General features: G+C 72.6%; 16 protein-coding genes. 6 read left to right on the top strand and 10 right to left on the bottom strand.

Translation table 11 applies throughout. The features are described 5' to 3' along the window. Positions 1-47: 47 nt before the first annotated feature. The 4 genes from ABZ842_RS07050 to xylB form a co-directional block, all read right to left on the bottom strand. Positions 48-1337: a cation:proton antiporter gene (locus ABZ842_RS07050; protein ID WP_361532970.1), complete on the bottom strand. Its 1290-nt coding sequence runs from the start codon at positions 1335-1337 to the stop codon at positions 48-50. 3 nt (positions 1338-1340) lie between these two features. Beyond that, positions 1341-1811 (bottom strand): TrkA C-terminal domain-containing protein, encoded by a 471-nt coding sequence (locus ABZ842_RS07055; RefSeq protein ID WP_361532973.1) that lies wholly within the window; start codon positions 1809-1811, stop codon positions 1341-1343. Positions 1812-2028: 217 nt separating this feature from the next. Then, positions 2029-2898 carry a hypothetical protein gene (locus tag ABZ842_RS07060; RefSeq protein ID WP_361532976.1) on the bottom strand — a complete coding sequence of 290 codons (870 nt, stop codon included), beginning with the start codon at positions 2896-2898 and terminating at the stop codon, positions 2029-2031. A 239-nt stretch (positions 2899-3137) separates the two neighbouring features. Beyond that, complete coding sequence (gene xylB, locus ABZ842_RS07065) at positions 3138-4619, bottom strand: xylulokinase (protein ID WP_361532979.1); 1482 nt, start codon at positions 4617-4619, stop codon at positions 3138-3140. Positions 4620-4792: 173 nt separating this feature from the next. Here xylB and xylA point away from each other — a divergent pair, with 173 nt between their 5' ends. Then, positions 4793-5956, top strand: coding sequence for a xylose isomerase (xylA, locus tag ABZ842_RS07070; protein WP_361533458.1), 1164 nt, complete (start codon positions 4793-4795; stop codon positions 5954-5956). A 57-nt stretch (positions 5957-6013) separates the two neighbouring features. Here xylA and ABZ842_RS07075 read toward each other — a convergent pair whose 3' ends face one another. The 3 genes from ABZ842_RS07075 to ABZ842_RS07085 form a co-directional block, all read right to left on the bottom strand. Next, entirely contained in the window at positions 6014-7231 is a 1218-nt protein-coding gene (locus ABZ842_RS07075) for an ROK family protein (protein ID WP_361533461.1), read from the bottom strand. Positions 7232-7310: 79 nt separating this feature from the next. Next, positions 7311-7841: a toxin-antitoxin system, toxin component gene (locus ABZ842_RS07080; protein WP_361533464.1), complete on the bottom strand. Its 531-nt coding sequence runs from the start codon at positions 7839-7841 to the stop codon at positions 7311-7313. 98 nt (positions 7842-7939) lie between these two features. Then, the gene (locus tag ABZ842_RS07085) at positions 7940-8623 is read right to left on the bottom strand and encodes a helix-turn-helix domain-containing protein (RefSeq protein WP_361532982.1); all 684 of its coding nucleotides are present in this window, start codon (positions 8621-8623) and stop codon (positions 7940-7942) included. A 237-nt stretch (positions 8624-8860) separates the two neighbouring features. Between ABZ842_RS07085 and ABZ842_RS07090 the strand changes: the two genes are divergently transcribed. Further along, entirely contained in the window at positions 8861-9922 is a 1062-nt protein-coding gene (locus ABZ842_RS07090) for a transcriptional regulator (RefSeq protein WP_361532985.1), read from the top strand. A gap of 96 nt (positions 9923-10018) precedes the next feature. Next, positions 10019-11509, top strand: a complete 1491-nt coding sequence (locus ABZ842_RS07095; protein WP_361532988.1) for a M28 family metallopeptidase — start codon at positions 10019-10021, stop codon at positions 11507-11509. Between the two features lie 216 nt (positions 11510-11725). Here the strand turns inward: ABZ842_RS07095 and ABZ842_RS07100 are convergent, their stop codons facing one another. The 3 genes from ABZ842_RS07100 to ABZ842_RS07110 form a co-directional block, all read right to left on the bottom strand. Further along, positions 11726-12019 carry a hypothetical protein gene (locus tag ABZ842_RS07100; protein WP_361532991.1) on the bottom strand — a complete coding sequence of 98 codons (294 nt, stop codon included), beginning with the start codon at positions 12017-12019 and terminating at the stop codon, positions 11726-11728. Between the two features lie 102 nt (positions 12020-12121). Next, complete coding sequence (locus tag ABZ842_RS07105; RefSeq protein ID WP_361533467.1) at positions 12122-12475, bottom strand: hypothetical protein; 354 nt, start codon at positions 12473-12475, stop codon at positions 12122-12124. A gap of 125 nt (positions 12476-12600) precedes the next feature. Further along, positions 12601-13092: an ATP-binding protein gene (locus ABZ842_RS07110; protein ID WP_361532994.1), complete on the bottom strand. Its 492-nt coding sequence runs from the start codon at positions 13090-13092 to the stop codon at positions 12601-12603. Between the two features lie 126 nt (positions 13093-13218). On the opposite strand from ABZ842_RS07110, the gene ABZ842_RS07115 reads away from it, so the two are divergent. The 3 genes from ABZ842_RS07115 to ABZ842_RS07125 all read left to right on the top strand — a co-directional run bounded on the left by ABZ842_RS07115 (position 13219) and on the right by ABZ842_RS07125 (position 17248). Then, complete coding sequence (locus ABZ842_RS07115; RefSeq protein ID WP_361532997.1) at positions 13219-14079, top strand: helix-turn-helix transcriptional regulator; 861 nt, start codon at positions 13219-13221, stop codon at positions 14077-14079. Beyond that, positions 14080-14316, top strand: coding sequence for a DUF397 domain-containing protein (locus ABZ842_RS07120; RefSeq protein ID WP_361533000.1), 237 nt, complete (start codon positions 14080-14082; stop codon positions 14314-14316). 580 nt (positions 14317-14896) lie between these two features. Next, positions 14897-17248: an NACHT domain-containing protein gene (locus tag ABZ842_RS07125; RefSeq protein ID WP_361533003.1), complete on the top strand. Its 2352-nt coding sequence runs from the start codon at positions 14897-14899 to the stop codon at positions 17246-17248. Positions 17249-17268 lie beyond the last annotated feature (20 nt).

Here is a 17268-nt window from a genome sequence, read left to right on the forward strand (position 1 = left end):
GCTGGGGAGCTCCGTAGAGCCCCGTCAAGTGGGTCGGAGCCTTGGCTTTACGCCGGCTCCCCCTGAGCGGTCGGCGTACGGTCGCCGCCCTCGCGTACCTCGGCGCCCTCCTTGTCGAGCCGGACCGACTCTTCGGCGCCGTCCGGGCGCTCGCAGCCCGCCTCGTCGACCGCGTGCTGCGGCTTGCGAGCCTCGTACAGCCGCACCAGGCACGGCTCGGCCCAGCGCGCCGCCAGCGGACCGAGGATCACCAGGATCAGGACGTACGCCGTGGCGATGGGACCGATCCGCGGCTCCGACGCCACCGCGAGTCCTGCGATAACGATGGAGAACTCACCGCGCGCCACCAGCGCGCCGCCCGCCCGCAGCCGCCCGCGCGGCCCGATGCCGGCGCGGCCCGCCGCGTACCAACCCGTCGCGATCTTCGTGGCCGTCGTGACCAGCGCGAGCAGCAGCGCCGGCAGCAGCACCGGCGGGATGTCGGAGGGGTTCGTCGACAGTCCGAAGAAGACGAAGAACACCGCGGCGAACAGGTCCCGCAGCGGCGTGAGCAGCTTGCGCGCCCCCTCCGCGACCTCCCCGGACAGTGCGATGCCCACGAGGAAGGCGCCGACCGCTGCCGACACCTGCAACTCCTGTGCGACGCCCGCGACCAGCAGCGTCAGTCCGAGCACCACCAGGAGGAGCATCTCCGGGTTGTCCGATGAGACCGCCCGGCTGATGAGCCGGCCGTGCCGCAGCGCCAGATAGAGCACGATGCCGACGGTGCCCAGCGCGATCATCAGCGTGATGCTGCCGCCGGCGAGTCCGACGCCCGCCAACAGGGCGGTGAGCAGCGGCAGGTACACCGCCATCGCCAGGTCTTCCATGACCAGGATGCCGAGGATCACCGGGGTCTCCCGGTTGCCCAGCCGCTCCAGGTCCGTCAGCACCTTCGCGATCACGCCGGACGACGAGATCCAGGTGACGCCGGCCAGGGCGACCGCGGCCACCGGGCCCCAGCCGAGCAGCAGCGCCGCCACCGCGCCCGGCACCGCGTTGAGCACGAAGTCCACCGCGCCCGACGGGTACTGCGTCTTGAGGCTGCCGACCAGCTCGGAAGCGCTGTACTCCAGGCCGAGCAGGAGCAGCAGCAGGATGACGCCGATCTCCGCTCCGACGGCGATGAAGTCCTCGCTCGCGCTGAGCGGCAGCAGTCCGCCCGCTCCGAACGCCAGGCCCACCAGCAAGTACAGCGGGATGGGGGAGAGCCCGATCCGGCCCGCGAAGCGGCCTATCAGGCCCAGCCCGAGGATGATCGCCCCGAGTTCGATGAGGAGGGTGGTCGTCTCGTGCACGGCTCAGCCTTCCGCAACGATCTCGGCGAGCGCGTCCACGCCCTCACGGGTGCCGACGGCGACGAGTGTGTCCCCGAGGGCGAAGCGGAAGTCCGGGCCGGGCGAGGGGTGCGCACCGGTGCGCCGCAGCACGGCGACGATCGAGGCGCCGGTCCGGCTGCGCGCCTGGGTGTCGCCGAGCAGCCGTCCCGCGTACGGGGAGCGGGTCCCGATCTGGATGTGCTCGGTGACGAGGTCGATGCCGTCCGTCCGCACGGCGTCGATCGGCGCCGGGTCGATGAGGTGGGCCAGTGCGGTGGCCTCGTCGGACGACAGAGGCACCTCCAACTGGCAGGCGTCCGGATCGTCCGACTTGTAGAAGCCGAGGAAGCGGCGGCCGTCGTGGTGCACCACGACGGAGATGTGCCGCCCCGCCTCGGTCGTGAAGTCGTATTGCGTACCGACTCCCGGCAATGAGGTCCGACGGGTGCCCATGGTCGCCTCCCGGGGCGTGCCTGACCTGCCCACGACGCGGGTGCGGGTGGGCAGGGCGATATGTGTGTTCGACGAACGCATATAGTACGGGGGCGATCTGAGCGGCCCGTTCCGTCCGGGTTGCGCCGGGGTCGCCGGCACGCCGAGGGCCCCGTTCCGGGAGTGCGCCGGACGAGGCCCTGGGGAGGATCGGCAACCGCGGTGGATCGAGCTTCCGTCAGCGGTCGTCCGTGATCTTCGTGGCGATGCCGTTCTCGATGATGACCTCGGCGGACACTCCGCCCTTCTTGGCGACGGCCTCCAACTGGGCCTCGGTGCACAGCGTGGCCGACTGGCCCTGCTCGTCGCCGCAGATGTCGCCGGCGCCCCAGATCTTGGTGTCGTCCGCGATGAGGAACTGCTGTTCGCTGTTGTTGGCGCCGCTGACGACGTACTTCCCCGGCGCGAGGAAGGTCACGTTGCCGAACCAGGTGCCGTTGACGCCCTTGCCCTTGTTGATGCCCTCGACGACCGTGTCCCGGTCCGAGCCGCCGGAGCCCTTGCCCGTACCCTTGTCCGTTCCGCCGCCGGAGGCCTTGTCGGTGCCCTTGTTCTGGTCCTTGCCGGGCTTCGTCGGGGCGCTGTCGTCGACCGGCGCGCCCTCGTCCGGCGCGGTGCGCTCGGTGACGCTGACGGCGATGCCGTCCTTCATCACCACGTCGCCGCCGATGGACCCCTTCTTGAGGGCCTTCTCCAGGTCGTCCACGGTGCAGGGGTTCGTCGACTGCGGGTTGTACGCGCCGCAGACCGTGCCGGCGCCGAGGACCTTGGTGTCGTCGGCGACCATGAACTGCTGGTCCTTGCCGTTGGTCGACACGATGTGCTTGCCCGGCGCCAGGTAGCTGATCACTCCACCGGTGAACGTGCCGCTGACCCCGTCCGCCTTCGCCGCTACCACGTCCTTGGCACCCGCCTGCGAGGCCGTCTCCGACTTCTTCGCCGAGTCCCCGGAGCCCTTGGAGTCGGAGCCGCAGGCGGTCAGCAGCATGGTGCCGGCGAGGAAGGCGGCGGCGGTGATGGCGGCCTTGGTGCGGATGGTGGAAGCCATGGAGTGTCCCCCGGAAGATGTTGGGCCTGCTGATCGAGTCGGCCCTGCTGATCAGTTCGTGGGGAACACTCTGGTCTGGCGACGCGGCCCCGGAAAAGGGATGTCGTCAGGCCCGGACCGGGCCGTTACAGGAGGCAGACATGTCAACAATCGTGCCCGGACTCTGAAGACAGACCTGGCTGCAACGGCCCAGGTGGGGAACCGTTCGGGGCGCGACGCCACCTCCCCGGCGGGCCGCGTCAGACCAAGGGCGCGTCCGTGCAGCGCTCCAGGACCGAGGTGACGCGCTGCCAGGTCTCGACGTCGCGCTCCACTGCGGGCCACTCGGTCGTCCGGCCCGTCTTCGACTGCCAGTGGACGGCGACGGCCACCGCGTCCTCGCCGGTCGCGGCAGCGGTCGCGAGCGCCGCTGAGCCCAGCGCCGTCGGCTCCGTCGCCTCGGGCACCAGCAGCGGGCGGCCCGAGAGCCGGCGGACCGTCTCCACCCAGTGCCGACCGCGGGCGCCGCCGCCGACCAGGCGCAGCGGGCGCCCGGCGACGGCCGGGTCCGCCGGATCGAGGCCGCTGGCGCGCAACACCTCGTCGAGCGCGCGCAGCACGGAGACCGTGGCGCCCTCGTACGCCGCGCCCAGCACCTGCTGCCGGCTCGTGGAGTGGCGCAGCCCGGTGAGGAGTCCGGCCGCGTGCGGCAGGTTCGGCGTCCGCTCGCCGTCGAGGTACGGCAGCAGGACCAACTCCCCGCCCGCTTCGGCGGTGTCGCGGCTGAGCCCGAGCAGGGCGGCCACCTTGTCCACGGCGAGCGTGCAGTTCAGGGTGCAGGCCAGCGGGAGGTACGTGCCGTCCGTCGCCGCGTACCCGGAGACCGCGGGGGAGTCGGGCCGGGTGCGGGTCGCGGTGAAGACCGTGCCCGAGGTGCCCAGGCTGAGCACCGGGTGGTCCAGCACGCCCTGCGCGCCGAGCCCGAGTCCCACCGCGGTGGCCATGTTGTCGCCCGTGCCCGCCGCGACCGCGATGCCCGCGGGAAGCCCCAGGTCCCGCGCCGCCGCTTCGGTGAGCGCGCCGACGCGTCTGCCGCCGCCGGGCGCCACCTCCGGCAACAGGGCGGCGTCGAGCCCGATGAGGTCGAGGACGTCGACGTCGTACGCACCGGTCGCGGTCGAGTACCAGCAGGTGCCCGACGCGTCGCCGGGGTCGGTGGCGGCGACGCCGCAGAGCCGTTCGGTGAGGTAGTCGTGCGGCAGGCGCACCGCGGCCGTCCGCTCCGCCGCCCGGGGATCGTGCTCGCACAGCCAGCGCCACTTGGCGGCGGTGAGGGCGGCGACCGGGACGGAGCCGGTGCGCGCCGCCCAGGCCGCGGGGCCGCCGAGGGCTTCGGCGAGGGCTTCGGCCTGCGGGGCGGAGCGGGTGTCGTTCCACAGCAGCGCCGGTCGCACCGGACGGCCCGCCGCGTCCAAGGTGACCAGGCCGTGCTGCTGACCGGCGACCGCGATCCCGGTCACTGCCGCCGCAGGGACCTCGCCCTCCTTGAGCCCGGCCGCCACCGCCTCCCGCAGCGCCCGCCACCACTCCTGCGGGTCGCTCTCGCGGGCGCCCCGGACGCCGGTCACCTCGTGCGGGGCGCGTCCCACGGCGAGCGTACGACCGGTGGCCGCGTCGACGAACGCCGCCTTGGTGGACTGCGTCGAGCTGTCCACGCCGATGACGACAGCCTGAGCCGGCATTGCTCCACCCTTCTGATCCATTTGGACTGGCGGCGAACAAATTACGCCAACCCGTCCTGGAACAACAGATGTTGTAGGTCTTCTGTGAACCGGGTGTCGTGTGCATCATTTATCAGGGCAGAAAACAAAACCCCTAAGGACGTTGGACACGGATGACGAAGGCGGGCAGCGAAGTGGACGTCACCCCCACCCCCGAGGACAAGTTCAGCTTCGGCCTGTGGACGGTCGGCTGGCAGGGCCGGGACCCCTTCGGGGACGCCACCCGGCCGCCGCTGGACCCCGTGGACGCCGTGCACCGCCTCGCGGAGCTCGGCGCGTACGGCATCACCTTCCACGACGACGACCTGATCCCCTTCGGCGCGGCCGACGCCGAACGCGCCCGCTGCGTCCGCCGGTTCCGGGCGGCCCTGGACGCCACCGGGCTGGTGGTGCCGATGGCGACCACGAACCTCTTCACCCACCCCGTCTTCAAGGACGGCGCCTTCACCGCCAACGACCGGGACGTGCGCCGCTACGCCCTGCGCAAGACGATCCGGAACGTCGACCTCGCGGTGGAGCTCGGCGCCCGGACCTACGTTGCCTGGGGCGGACGCGAGGGCGCCGAGTCCGGTGCGGCCAAGGACGTCCGCGTCGCGCTCGACCGGATGAAGGAGGCGTTCGACCTGCTCGGCGCCTACGTCATCGAACAGGGCTACGACCTGCGCTTCGCCATCGAACCCAAGCCCAACGAGCCCCGCGGCGACATCCTGCTGCCCACCGTCGGCCACGCCCTCGCCTTCATCGAGCGGCTGGAGCGGCCCGCGCTGTACGGGGTGAACCCGGAAGTGGGCCACGAGCAGATGGCCGGGTTGAACTTCCCGCACGGCATCGCCCAGGCCCTGTGGGCGGACAAGCTCTTCCACATCGACCTCAACGGCCAGAACGGCATCAAGTACGACCAGGACCTGCGGTTCGGCGCCGGCGATCTGCGGTCGGCGTTCTGGCTGGTCGACCTGTTGGAGTCGGGCGGCTACACCGGGCCGCGGCACTTCGACTTCAAGCCGCCGCGCACCGAGGACGCCGACGGCGTGTGGGCGTCCGCCGCCGGATGCATGCGCAACTACCTCGTCCTCAAGGACCGCGCCGCCGCCTTCCGCGGCGACCCCCGGGTGAAGGAGGCGCTGCGCGCGGCCCGACTGGACGAGCTGGCCCGGCCCACCGCCGACGACGGGCTCGCCGGCCTGCTGGCCGACCGAACGGCGTACGAGACCTTCGACGTCGACGCGGCGGCGGCGCGCGGCATGGCCTTCGAGGAACTGGACCAACTGGCCCTGGACCACCTGCTCGGCACGGCCTGAGCCCGTGCCCAGAACCTGACCCTTCCCGGTGGTCCGGCCCCGCTCCACCGGGAAGGGTCAGCCCGCCGTGCGGCTGCTGAAGGTGAGCGGATCGGTGAGCACGTCCTGGACGACGAGGGCCGCGGCGCCGCGCGCGGCGTCCGCGGCGGGGGAGGAGGCCCGCAGCCGCGCTGCGCCGGGCGGCCACAGCCCGGACACCACCCGCGAGCCCAACTCCCGTGCGGCGGGCGGCGCGAGCCAGGGCACCAGCGGACGGTAGATCCCGCCGAGGACGACGGCGTCGGGGTCGAAGAGGTTCACCGCGCCGGACAGCACCCGGCCGAGCATCACCCCCGCCCGGGTCAGCGCGGTCAGCGCCCGCTCGTCCCCGGTCCGGGCGCGGTGGACCAGTTCGGTCACTGCGCTCGCCCCGTCGGACTCGTCCAGCCCCGCCGCGCGCAACAGCGCCGACTGGCCGGCGTACTGCTCAAGGCAGCCCCGCGAGCCGCACCGGCACTCGGGGCCGTCGGGGGCGACGACGGCGTGGCCTATCTCCCCGGCGAAGCCGTGCGCGCCCCGCAGCAACTCGCCGCCGAGCACCAGCGCCCCGCCGACGCCTATCTCCCCGGTGAGGTAGAGGAACGTACGGGCCTCGCCGAGACCGCCGAACCACAGCTCGGCGAGGGCGGCGAGGTTGGCCTCGTTCTCGGAGCGCACCGGCAGCGCCGGCAGTTTGGCGCGGTGCCCGGCGAGCGCGTCGGCGAACAGGTCCTCGGCGGGGACCCGGCTCCAGCCGAGGTTGGGAGCGGCGCGGACCGTCCCCGCCGACACCAGGCCCGGCAGGGCGAGCGCGGCGCCCACCGGGCACAGGTCCTGCTCGTCGGCGGAGGCGAGGGCGCGGGTGGCGATGCGGGCGGCGCGGGCCAGCACCCGGGACGGCGCCGCCCCGCGGTTGTCCAGGTGCTCCACCAGCCGGACCCGGTCGGTGCCGGCGAGGTCGACGACGCAGACGCAGACGTAGTCGACGTTGATCTCCACGCCGAGGCCGGCGACGCCGGTGCGGGAGACCTTCAGGACCGTGCCGGGGCGCCCGGCCTGGCCGCTGAAGCTCTTCCCCGACTCGGACAGGAAGCCGCTCTCCAGGAGCTGTTCCACCAGGGAGGAGACCGCGGCCCGGGTCAGGCCCACCCGGGCGGACACCCCCGCCCTGGTGATCTCACCGGCGTCCCGGACCGCCCGCAGCACCAGGCTGAGGTTGTGGCGGCGCACGGTGTCCCGACCGGCCTTCGACTCCAGGGGCGCCCGGCCCCCGGACCTGGCTACGGGCGGTGCTGGGGTGCGGCCCGTCCGCGCCGTGCGCGTGGCTCTGTGCACGTCAGCCCTGGGGTCCGCGGTATCCCAGGGACGCCTCGATGCGTCCGGCCAGCCCGTCGCGACAGCGCGGCCCGCGCCCCGACGAACCCGCGAGCCACGAGCGGCACTTGCTGCCGAGCAGCAGCCCGAAGCTCTCCGCCTCGTTCTCCTCGGACTGGTCGAAGCGGGTTCGGGCGGCGACCTTGAGGACGGTGTCCTGGAGATCGGCCTCGTCGCTCAGCAGCCGGGCGGCGACGGCGGCGCCCTCGACGTGATGGCTGCAGTGACCGGCCTTCATGTGCCACAACTCATGGCCGAGAATCACCAGTTGGTGATCGGGCGCGGTGCGCTCCTCGATGACGACGAGGTCCTGGTCGGTCATGTCGAGCCACAGCCCGCTCGCCGTGCCCGGCGGGAAGACGGCCGTGCGGTAGCGCACCGGTCGGCCGCGGTGCCGGCTCATGCCGCTGCACAGGGCCGTATAGAGATCGGCGGGGTCCGCGGGCGCGGGCAGGTCGATCCCCGCGACCAACTCGCCGCAGAGCCGACGCATCTCCTTGCCAATGCTCACCGTTCTCCTCTCCCCGTCAGCTTCCCGCGGCCGTCGACCGTGTCCGGAAATCCTGTCGTGGACGGAGGCCCTTTCTGAAGTCAGGTTTCCGTCGGGTTGGCGCTGTCCGAATCCTCGGAATCGGCCGATTCCTGCGGTCCCGTCGGCTTGACGCTCTCCAGGAGCATGTCGAGCCATTCGGTGACCTTGTCGCGGTGTTTGTCCGTCGGCAGTTGTGCGGCGCGCCAGGCGATGCCGCGTACGCCGTGGTCCTGGAGCAGCCGCTCCAGCGGGTCGCCCTCCCCGGCGTAGTCCTGGAGCAGCCGTTGTTCCGTGCGCTGGAGCGCGCCGTGCAGGGCGTCCGTGTCGTCGGCGGTGAGGAATCCGGCGTGGACGCCGAAGAACCGTTGGATCGCGTCGCAGTGTTCCATGGTGGGGCGGCGGTCGCCGTTGATCAGGGCGCCGGCCTGCTGCCGGGACATTCCGGCGCCGTCGGCGATCTCCTGCTGGGTGTAGCGGCGGCCGTTCCCCTTCAGCCGTGTGCGGCGCAGCAGGTCGAGGCGTTGCAGGAAGCGCGCCTGCAGGTCGGGCTCGCCGGCGTGGCGCCCGTCGAGCAGCGCGGTGACCACCGGGGCGGGCACACCGGACGCCTCAGAGAGTTGCTCCACGTCGAAGACCTCGTCGCGACTCAGGCCGAGTCGGTCCGCGAGTTCGGCGACGCGGGCCACGGACGCCGCCAGAGTGTCTGCGGCTGCCTGGCCCGGAACCGAGAAGCCGTCTGTCACCAGTAGGTCTCCTAGATCACGCGAGAGGGCTCCGCACACAGTTGGCTCCGGGGAGATTAACCGGTCCCGGCTTCCGTGACCATGTTTTGCCACAGCTGTGGCGGGATATCGGCGAACGCTGGCGGGGAATGCCACGATAGTTGACATGTGCTTGAGAGGAGGCGCAGGATCACCAAGGGCGGAGTAAAGATCGAATGACGCCGCCGCGGCAGGACTTCGGGAAGGGTGGCGTTCTCGATGACACATGAGGCGGAGATCAACCGTCCTGGTGTCCACGGGCGCAGGGGGTGCGCGGGGACGGGTCGCGGCACCCTCAGGACGAGGAGGTTCGCCGACCTCGTGCGGGGCCGACGGGAAGAGCTCGGGCTGACCCCGGACGACATGGCGGCCCGCTTGGAGATCAGCGCCGGCACGTACGACGTGTGGGAGCGCACTCCCGCCCACGAATGGACCGAGGACAGACTCGCCGCGCTGGTCAAGGCGTTGGAGATGACCGACCAGCAGGGCGGCTGGCTGTTCCGGCTCGCGGTCGACCGGGAGATGCCGCCGTCCCCCGTGTCCCCGGCGTCCACGACCGTACCGCTCGGCCCCGCCCGCCCGTCCGGCCCCGCGTTCCCCTACCGCACCCCGGTCGGGCCGCTGTTCCCCTTCGCCCCCGTGGCCACGCCGTCCGACTCGATCGACGACGCCCCCTCCCTGGACGCCGCCACCCGGGCGTACCTCGCGGACTACGCCACGATGATGGACGCGGTGCCGCTGCCGTCGGTGCTCTTCGACCGGCGCTGGGACGTCGCCCATGTGAACCCGGCCTTCCAGGCGCTGTTCCGGGACATCGGCCCGCACCCCACCGCCATGCCGGAACAGAACTTCCTGCGGTTCGTGCTCTTCCACCCCGAGGCTGGCTCGGTGCTCGTCGACCGCGAGACGAGTTGGTGCCTGCCGCTGCTGGCCCAACTCGAATCCGCGCTCGAACGTTGGGCGGACGACGGAGTGCTTCAAGCCATTCGCAAGGACATCGAGGACGACCCGATCATGGACGCCGCCTACCGCTTCGGGCTGCCGCACTGGGTCCGGGCGACCGGCGCGGCGGCCGTCCACCACGACGGCGCGGTCCGCACCGTGCGCCATCCCGATCCGGGCTGGGGCCACGCCGAGTGCCGCATCGTGGACGAGACGCCGGGGACGCTCCAGGACGACGGGTACACCCGCATGACGCTGGTGCTCCGTGAGCCCCAGCGCGCCGGCACCCCCGACGTCCGCCGCGGCAAGTCCCACCTCCGAGCCGTCTCCGGCACCTGAGCCGACGTCACACCCCGAGCCGGCCAGGAACCGGAACTGGGCGTCCCGTACGGCTTGACCCTTGTCATGACCGGGCCGTACCGCGAACATGACCGCATGTCACAGCAGACCCCTGAACCAGCGGGCGGCGCCGACGCTTCGGCGGCCACCAGCCGGCGGACGGCGGTGCTGGCCGCGGGCACGGTCGCCCTGGGCACCGCGCTCGCCGGCGCCCCGGCCCACGCCGCGACCGCCCCCGAAGCGACCGCCGCGCCGGACGCCGCCGCCACCGCGCGGGCGCGCGTGGCCGGGGACCTGCCCGCGACCGCCCAGCGCCCCTCCCGCGAACTGCGCACCCTGCTCGCCGAGATCGACCGCCGTCGCATCGAGGCCACCGTGCGCGCCCTCGCGTCCTTCGGCACCCGACACACCCTCTCCAGCCAGGACGACCCGCACCGCGGCATCGGCGCCGCCCGCGACTGGATCCACGCCCGACTCGTCGAGTGCGCCAGCGCCAGCGGCGGCAGGATGACGGTCGAGCTGCAGAGCTATGTGCAACAGCCCGCGCCCCGCGTCCCCGTGCCGACCCGGATCACCAACGTCGTAGCCACCCTCCGCGGCAGCACCGACCCCGACCGCGTCCACGTCGTCTCCGGCCACTACGACTCGCGCGCCAGTGACGTGATGGACGCCGAGAGCGACGCGCCCGGCGCGGACGACGACGCATCGGGCGTGGCCGTCGTCCTGGAGCTGGCCCGGGTGATGGCCACCCGCCGGCCGGCCGCCACGATCGTCTTCGCGGCCGTCGCGGGGGAGGAGCAGGGGCTGTACGGCGCCGCCCACCTGGCGCAGACGTACCAGAGCGCGGGCGTGGACGTGCAGGCCATGTTCACGGACGACATCGTGGGCAGCCCCACCGCCGACGACGGCACCCGCGACCCGTACGCCGTCCGGCTCTTCGCCGAAGGCGTCCCGACCTCCGAGACGCCCGAACAGGCAGCCACCCGCCGCTCGGTGGGCGGCGAGAACGACTCGCCGTCGCGCCAACTCGCCCGCTTCGTACGGGACGTGGCGGACAACGATGCCACCGGCATGAACGTCCGCGTCGTCTACCGCCGCGACCGCTATCTGCGCGGCGGCGACCACATCCCGTTCCTGGAGCGCGGCTTCGCCGCCTGCCGGTTCACCGAACCCGCCGAGGACTACGCCCACCAGCACCAGGACGTCCGGGTCGAGGGCGGCAAGCAGTACGGCGACCTGCCGGAGTTCTGCGACTTCGGCTACGTCGCCCGGGTCGCCAAGGTGAACGCCGCAGCCCTGTGGACCCTCGCCCAGGCGCCCGCCGCCCCCAAGGGTGCCCGGATCCGCACCGCCGCGCTGACGAACGACACCGAGTTGGTGTGGGACCGCGGCCGAGAGCCCGACCTCGCGGGCTACGAGGTCGTCTGGCGCGAGACGACGGCGCCCGAGTGGACGCACGTCGTCCCCGTCCAAGACGTCACGCGGCACACCGTCGACCTCTCGAAGGACAACGTCTTCTTCGGCGTACGGGCCGTGAACCGCGCGGGGCTGCGCGGCCCCGTGTCGTTCCCCGCGCCCCAGCGGTGAGCCCGCGCCCCACTACTGACGCGCCCCGACCAGACGTTCCCCGCCCGCCGTCCGCCGGCCCATGGCCCGCGGACCCGCTGAAAGACGCGCCGCATGGTTGTGCACCGACGAGGTCCAGGCCCCCGCCTTCCCCGAGCCGGGGCCTGGACCTCTCCCCCTTCCCCCATTCCCCCGTGGACCGTGGTTCCCCGTGGCACCACGGCCGTTCGTGGCTGCTCAGCGCAGCGACGCCACGGCCCACTCCGCGGCGAGCACCAGGGCGACCCCGGCGCCGAGGACCGCGGTGGCCACGCGCGTACGCCCTGCCTTGCTGAGCACCAGCGCGCTGCCCGAAAGGATCAGCGCGACGCCGTAGAAGCCCATCGTCAGCACCGAGTGCGTGCTGCCGAGCCGGAGGGCGAGGGCCGCACCCACCGCGATCATGATCGTCGCGGAGAGTACGATCCGCACCCGGCGGGCCTGACGTGGTGTGAGCCCCTGCCGTTCAGGGGCGGTGTTGGCTTCCGACATGCGCAAAAGCCTATCCGCCCCGGTCCCGGCCGGGGGCCCGGAAGTCGGATGGACGGCCGTGACGGCATCGGCGGCCCCCGTGACGCCGGCGGTCATGACGTCCTAGGCCCGGCCGCTGACGCCGACCCGCCACAGGGGTGCGGTGCCAGTCAGTTGACAGGCCATCAGATAGAGGGGGATGGGCGGTGTGTAGGGGCTGTCGTCGTCGGGCCAGTGGATGAGTCGCGGGCGGTGGGCCGGTACGTACGCTCCTTCGGCGTAGTGGGCGGGCAGCGGCCAGGTCAGCTCCTGGTCGGAGCCGGCGGGGACGATCCACCACCACCAGTCGGCGTCGGCGAAGACGCAGCCGTTGCGCGGCAGCCGCGCCAGCAGGCGGAAGCCGTAGCGGGCGGGCACGCCCACCGCGTCACAGCCGAGCGCGGGCACGATCGTGGCCGGCAGGGCGAGCCGGACCAGGGGAGCGACGTCCCCGGTGCTGGCGGTGAGCCCGGTAGCCAGGGGGGCGCGGGGCGCACCCGGGGGCGGTCCGACCTGTTCCCTGGAGTAGGGGCCCCCGCCGCGCAGGAAGGCCGCGAGGTGCCTCAGCACGGCCGCTCCGCGCGCCGCGGATACGCGACTCCGTACGGCACGTGCAGATGGGCGAGGTCCGCCCAGACGGTGCGACCGGCGCCGTGCTGGGAGGCGTGCGCGCCCCACGCGGCGGACACCGTCTCCACCAGCAGCAGCCCGCGGCCTCTCTCCTCGGCGGCCCGGGAATGGCAAACGTGCGGTCCCGTGGGCGCACAGCCCTGGTCCCGCACGCTGATCCGCAGGTGCTTGACGTCGTTCAACAACTCACAGGAGATGAGATGGCTCCCGCTGTGCACGACCGCGTTCGTCATCAGCTCGGACATCACGAGCATCGCGGTGTCGTGGACGTCGCCGGCTATGCCCCAACAGTCGAGCCGGTCCCGGGTGAGCTTGCGTGCACGTGACACGTACTCGACGCGCGCCGGGAGCTCGAAGCCGTACCGGTGGTGGTCGGCCTCCGAGCACGGATCCAGGAGTGGGGCGTGGCGCGTGTCGTGGTTCACACGACCACTGTCGCCCTGCAATCGACATTTTGGCAAGGCCCACTGTGAATTTTTCAGAGTGGGCATATTCAGCGACACTGGGTGCGTGGCAGACTGCTCGCATCAGCACGTGGGGAGGTCTTCGAAGTGAGTGAACCGCGGTCCGCCCCCACGGTGGGGCAGGTCGTCCTCGGTAAGCGCCTGCAGGACCTGCGGGAACGCGCCGGACTCAAGCGCGAGGAGGCCGCGAAGGTCCTCCGCGTCGCCGCGGGCACCATTCGCCGCATGGAGACCGCCGAGGTCGCGCTGAAGATCCCGTACGTCCAGCTGCTCCTGGACGCGTACGGGATCAGCGAGGAGGAGGCGCGCGGCTTCATCGAGCTGGCGGAGGAGGCGAACAAGCCGGGCTGGTGGCAACGGTTCCACGACGTCCTGCCCGGTTGGTTCAGCATGTACGTCAGCCTGGAGGGCGCCGCGAGCCTGATCAGGGCTTACGAGCCGCACTTCGTGCCCGGTCTGCTGCAGACCGAGGACTACGCACGGGCGATCATGCTCAGCGGAGCCGTCGGTCAGACCGATCCCGAGGACATCGAGCGCCACGTGGCGCTGCGGATGGAGCGGCAGTCCCTGCTGCTGCAACCCGATGCACCCAGACTGTGGGTGATCATGGACGAGACGGTGTTCCGCAGACCCGTCGGCGGGCCCGGCGTGATGCGGGCACAGGTCGACAGGCTGCTCGAAGGCGCCGAGCTGCCCCATGTCACCCTGCAGATCGCGGAGTTCGCGTCCGGACACCACCCCGGCACCTACGGGCCGTTCGTGCTGTTCCGGTTCGCCGTCCCCGAGCTCCCGGACATGGTCTACAGCGAGTACCTCAGCGGCGCCGTCTACCTCGACGCACGTCCGGAGGTGGCCTCGCACCTGGAGGTCCTGGACCGCATGGCGGCTCAGGCCGCGACTGCACAACGCACGAAGGAGATCCTCAACGATCTCCGCAAGGAGCTGTGAATGGATCACATATACAACGGCATGCCGGCCCACGAGCTGGGCGACGTGGGCTGGCACAAGCCGTGGAGCGGCGGGAACGGCGGCAACTGCTTCGAGACGATGAAGCTCGCCGACGGCCGGGTGGCCGTGCGGCAGTCCGCCGACCCCGACGGTCCCGCGCTGATCTACACCCCGGGTGAGATCGCCGCGTTCATCCAGGGAGCCAAGTCGGGCAAGGCTGACTTCCTGCTGACCTGAGACCGTTCGCGGGCTCCCCTCCCTCACGAGCTACGAGTCGCAGGGTTGTGATTTCCATCGACGAATCCACCGGCACCTGTGCCACCACCGGCAGCACCACCGACGGTCCGTTATCGGACGGGCCCGACGGACACTTATCGCGTCCGTCCTTCCCCGACGGGGGAAGAGCGCTCTCGGAGCGCAGCGTGAAGAAACGGCGTGCGGGATAGCAACCCGCACGCCGTTCGTCGTTTCCCCCTCCTGCCGCCGGGCTCGCCGTACACCAAACCGTCGACCTCGGTGCCGCCCGCAATCCGTCGCCCTCGGTGCCGCCCGCGACACCGTTCGTGCGCGCCGTGTCCCCCGTCCCGGTGAAAGGGGCCCCGTACGGCTGCGGCGGACCGGCTCCGACGAGGACGATCGGCGGCCGTGACGGGGCGCCGGTGGAGCGCCTGAGGACGCCGACGAGCGTTCGACGCACTGTGCCGCACCTGTGACGTACGAGGGACGCACGGGTGACGCACGGGTGCGGACGCATCGGACGGGCACCGGACGCCGCCGAGGACCGAGCGGGCACTCGCGGCGGGCGAGGAGTGGACACATGCGATGGCGGTGGGTGCTGACGTGGCTGGTGTGCGCCGTGGTGGCCATCGGCCTGGTCGCCCTGTGGGCCAGGGCGGTCCCCGAGGACGCCGCGAGCGCCAGCTCGGTGGTGGCGGCCGTGGTCGGCCTGTTCGGCGTGATGGCGATGTGGGCGTGGCGGCGCAACCCCCGGCAGGGCGCCGCCTCCACCCCCGGACAGGTCACCGACGCGGCCCGGATCCTGGCCCGGCTGGTGCGCCGGCAGTGGCGGGACGAGGCGGTGCTGCGGCAGCTGTTCGACCCGGCGCCGCTCCCCGTGCTGTGGGAGGACTGCCCCCTGATGCGCGTCACCGACCACCGCCAGCTCATCGGCGACCCGGTCACCTGCCGGGCCGATCGGTCGCGGGAGTTGGCGGCCACCTTCCGGGGGCTGCCCCGCCGACGGCTGGTCGTCCTGGGCCCGGCGGGATCGGGCAAGACCACCTTCGCCGTGCTGCTGACCCTCGCCCTGCTGCGCGACCGGGAAGCGGACGAACCCGTACCGGTACTGCTGTCCCTGGCCTCCTTCGACCCGTCCCACGAGACCGTCGCGACCTGGCTGCGGCGCCGGATCCTCGCCGACTACCCCCAGCTGACGGACGCCGACACCTTCGGCCCCAGCGCGGTCGCCGACCTGCTCGCCGACGGCCTGGTCCTGCCGGTGCTCGACGCCCTCGACGAGTGCCCCGAAGCCGGCCGCACCGCGGTACTCCGGGCCCTCAACGACACCCTCGACCCGCACACCCCCCTGGTGCTCACCTGCCGGACCGACGACTACGCGGCGGCCGTCGCCGACGCGGACGTACTGGTCGGCGCGGCGGTCGTCAGCCCCGCGCCCGTACGCCCCGACGACGCCCTCGCCCTGCTGCGTCTCGCCACCCCGCCCGGCCCGCGGCAAGAGCCCTGGGACGTGCTCGTCGACCACCTGGCCGGGGAGCCCGACGGCGCGGCGGCCCGCGCGCTGGCGAGCCCCCTGACGGTGGCGCTGGCCAGGGCCGCGTACGCGGACGCCCCGGGCGATCCGGCGGAGCTCGCCGACCTCCGGCGCTTCCCGACCGCGGAGGCCATCGAGCACCATCTGTTGGACGCCCTCGTGCCCACCCTCTTCGCCCGCGCCCACCGCACGAGCCCCGCCGGCTGGCACCGCTGGGACCCGCACCGCGCCCAGCGCTACCTCACCTTCCTCGCGCGCGGGCTGGAGGAGCGCGGCACGTACGAGTTGGCCTGGTGGCAGCTGTACCGCTGGGTGCCGGCGCTGGAGCGCCCCTGGCGCCGGGCCGCGGTGTGGGGCGGCGTGACGGCCTTCGCCATGCCGCTGTGGCTGGGGAGCTTCTACGTACTGCTGCTGAGGGCGACCGACGCGCAGTGGGCGCTGACCGAGGCGCTGATGTGGCTGCCGACCACCGTGATCAGCGTGGTGTGCATGCAGTGCGTCGCCTCCTGGATCGCGGAGCGGCCCGACGGCACGATCCCCACGACCACCGCCCTGGTGCTCATCGCCGCGGGCGGCGCCGTGGCGGCGAGCTCCCCGTTCTTCTTCGTGGAACTCAGCCGGGGCAGCGGCCCTTGGGACGTGCTGGGCACCGCCGCGACCTTCGCCGGCCTGTACGGGTTCCCCGCCCTGATGGCCCTGCTCAGCGCGGGGCTGCCGCAGCCGCCGACGCAGCCGCAGCGCGGGGCCCTGGCCCTGCGGCACTGGCGCCAGCGCCTGCCCGGGGCGACGGTGACGGTCCTCGGCGTCACCCTGCTCGGCGGCGCCGCCCTCGCCGCACTCGCCGGCGGGTACTTCTTCGCGTCGGACTCCGTCACGGCGTGGGTGCACGGGATGGCGTTCGGCGCGGGCATGGGCGCCGCGCAGGCCGCCCTCGGCTGGGTCAGGAGCACCACTTCCCCGCGCGAGTTCACCACCCCGAAGACCTCGCTCAAGGCCGACCGGCTGATCGGGCTCGTCAACGGCGTCACCGGAGTGGTCCTCACCGGCGTCCCCATCGTGGCCATGAACTCCGGCACGGGCGTGGAGCCCTACCTGATCTGGCAGATGCTGATCGGGGTCGCGGCGCTCGGGCTCACCGGGGGAGCGCTGACGCTGTCCGCGTACGCCTGGCCCTACTACTGCGCGGCGCGAACCGTCCTCGCGGTGCGCGGCCGGCTGCCGTGGCGGTTGCAGACCTTCCTCGCCGACGCACACCGGCTGGGCGTGCTGCGCCAGGTCGGGCCGGTGTACCAGTTCCGGCACGCGCGGTTGCAGCACCGGCTGGCCGGAGCGCGGGTGCCGGCAGCGCGTACGGCGCCGGGGCGGTCGGACGCGCCGGTGCGCGGGCGGGCGTCGTGAACGGGGCCTTCGTGGGGCTC

The organism is Streptomyces sp. NPDC047315 (assembly GCF_040643215.1).
In the GTDB taxonomy this organism is placed as follows: domain Bacteria; phylum Actinomycetota; class Actinomycetes; order Streptomycetales; family Streptomycetaceae; genus Streptomyces.

Excerpts from the sequence above, each read along its gene's own strand:
- ABZ842_RS07100 (WP_361532991.1), bottom strand. The coding sequence starts at position 12,019 with ATGTCGGAAGCCAACACCGCCCCTGAACGGCAGGGGCTCACACCACGT.
- ABZ842_RS07080 (WP_361533464.1), bottom strand. The coding sequence starts at position 7,841 with ATGCGTCGGCTCTGCGGCGAGTTGGTCGCGGGGATCGACCTGCCCGCG.
- ABZ842_RS07125 (WP_361533003.1), top strand. The coding sequence starts at position 14,897 with ATGCGATGGCGGTGGGTGCTGACGTGGCTGGTGTGCGCCGTGGTGGCC.
- ABZ842_RS07055 (WP_361532973.1), bottom strand. The coding sequence starts at position 1,811 with ATGGGCACCCGTCGGACCTCATTGCCGGGAGTCGGTACGCAATACGAC.
- ABZ842_RS07120 (WP_361533000.1), top strand. The coding sequence starts at position 14,080 with ATGGATCACATATACAACGGCATGCCGGCCCACGAGCTGGGCGACGTG.
- ABZ842_RS07090 (WP_361532985.1), top strand. The coding sequence starts at position 8,861 with ATGACACATGAGGCGGAGATCAACCGTCCTGGTGTCCACGGGCGCAGG.
- ABZ842_RS07095 (WP_361532988.1), top strand. The coding sequence starts at position 10,019 with ATGTCACAGCAGACCCCTGAACCAGCGGGCGGCGCCGACGCTTCGGCG.
- ABZ842_RS07060 (WP_361532976.1), bottom strand. The coding sequence starts at position 2,898 with ATGGCTTCCACCATCCGCACCAAGGCCGCCATCACCGCCGCCGCCTTC.
- xylB (WP_361532979.1), bottom strand. The coding sequence starts at position 4,619 with ATGCCGGCTCAGGCTGTCGTCATCGGCGTGGACAGCTCGACGCAGTCC.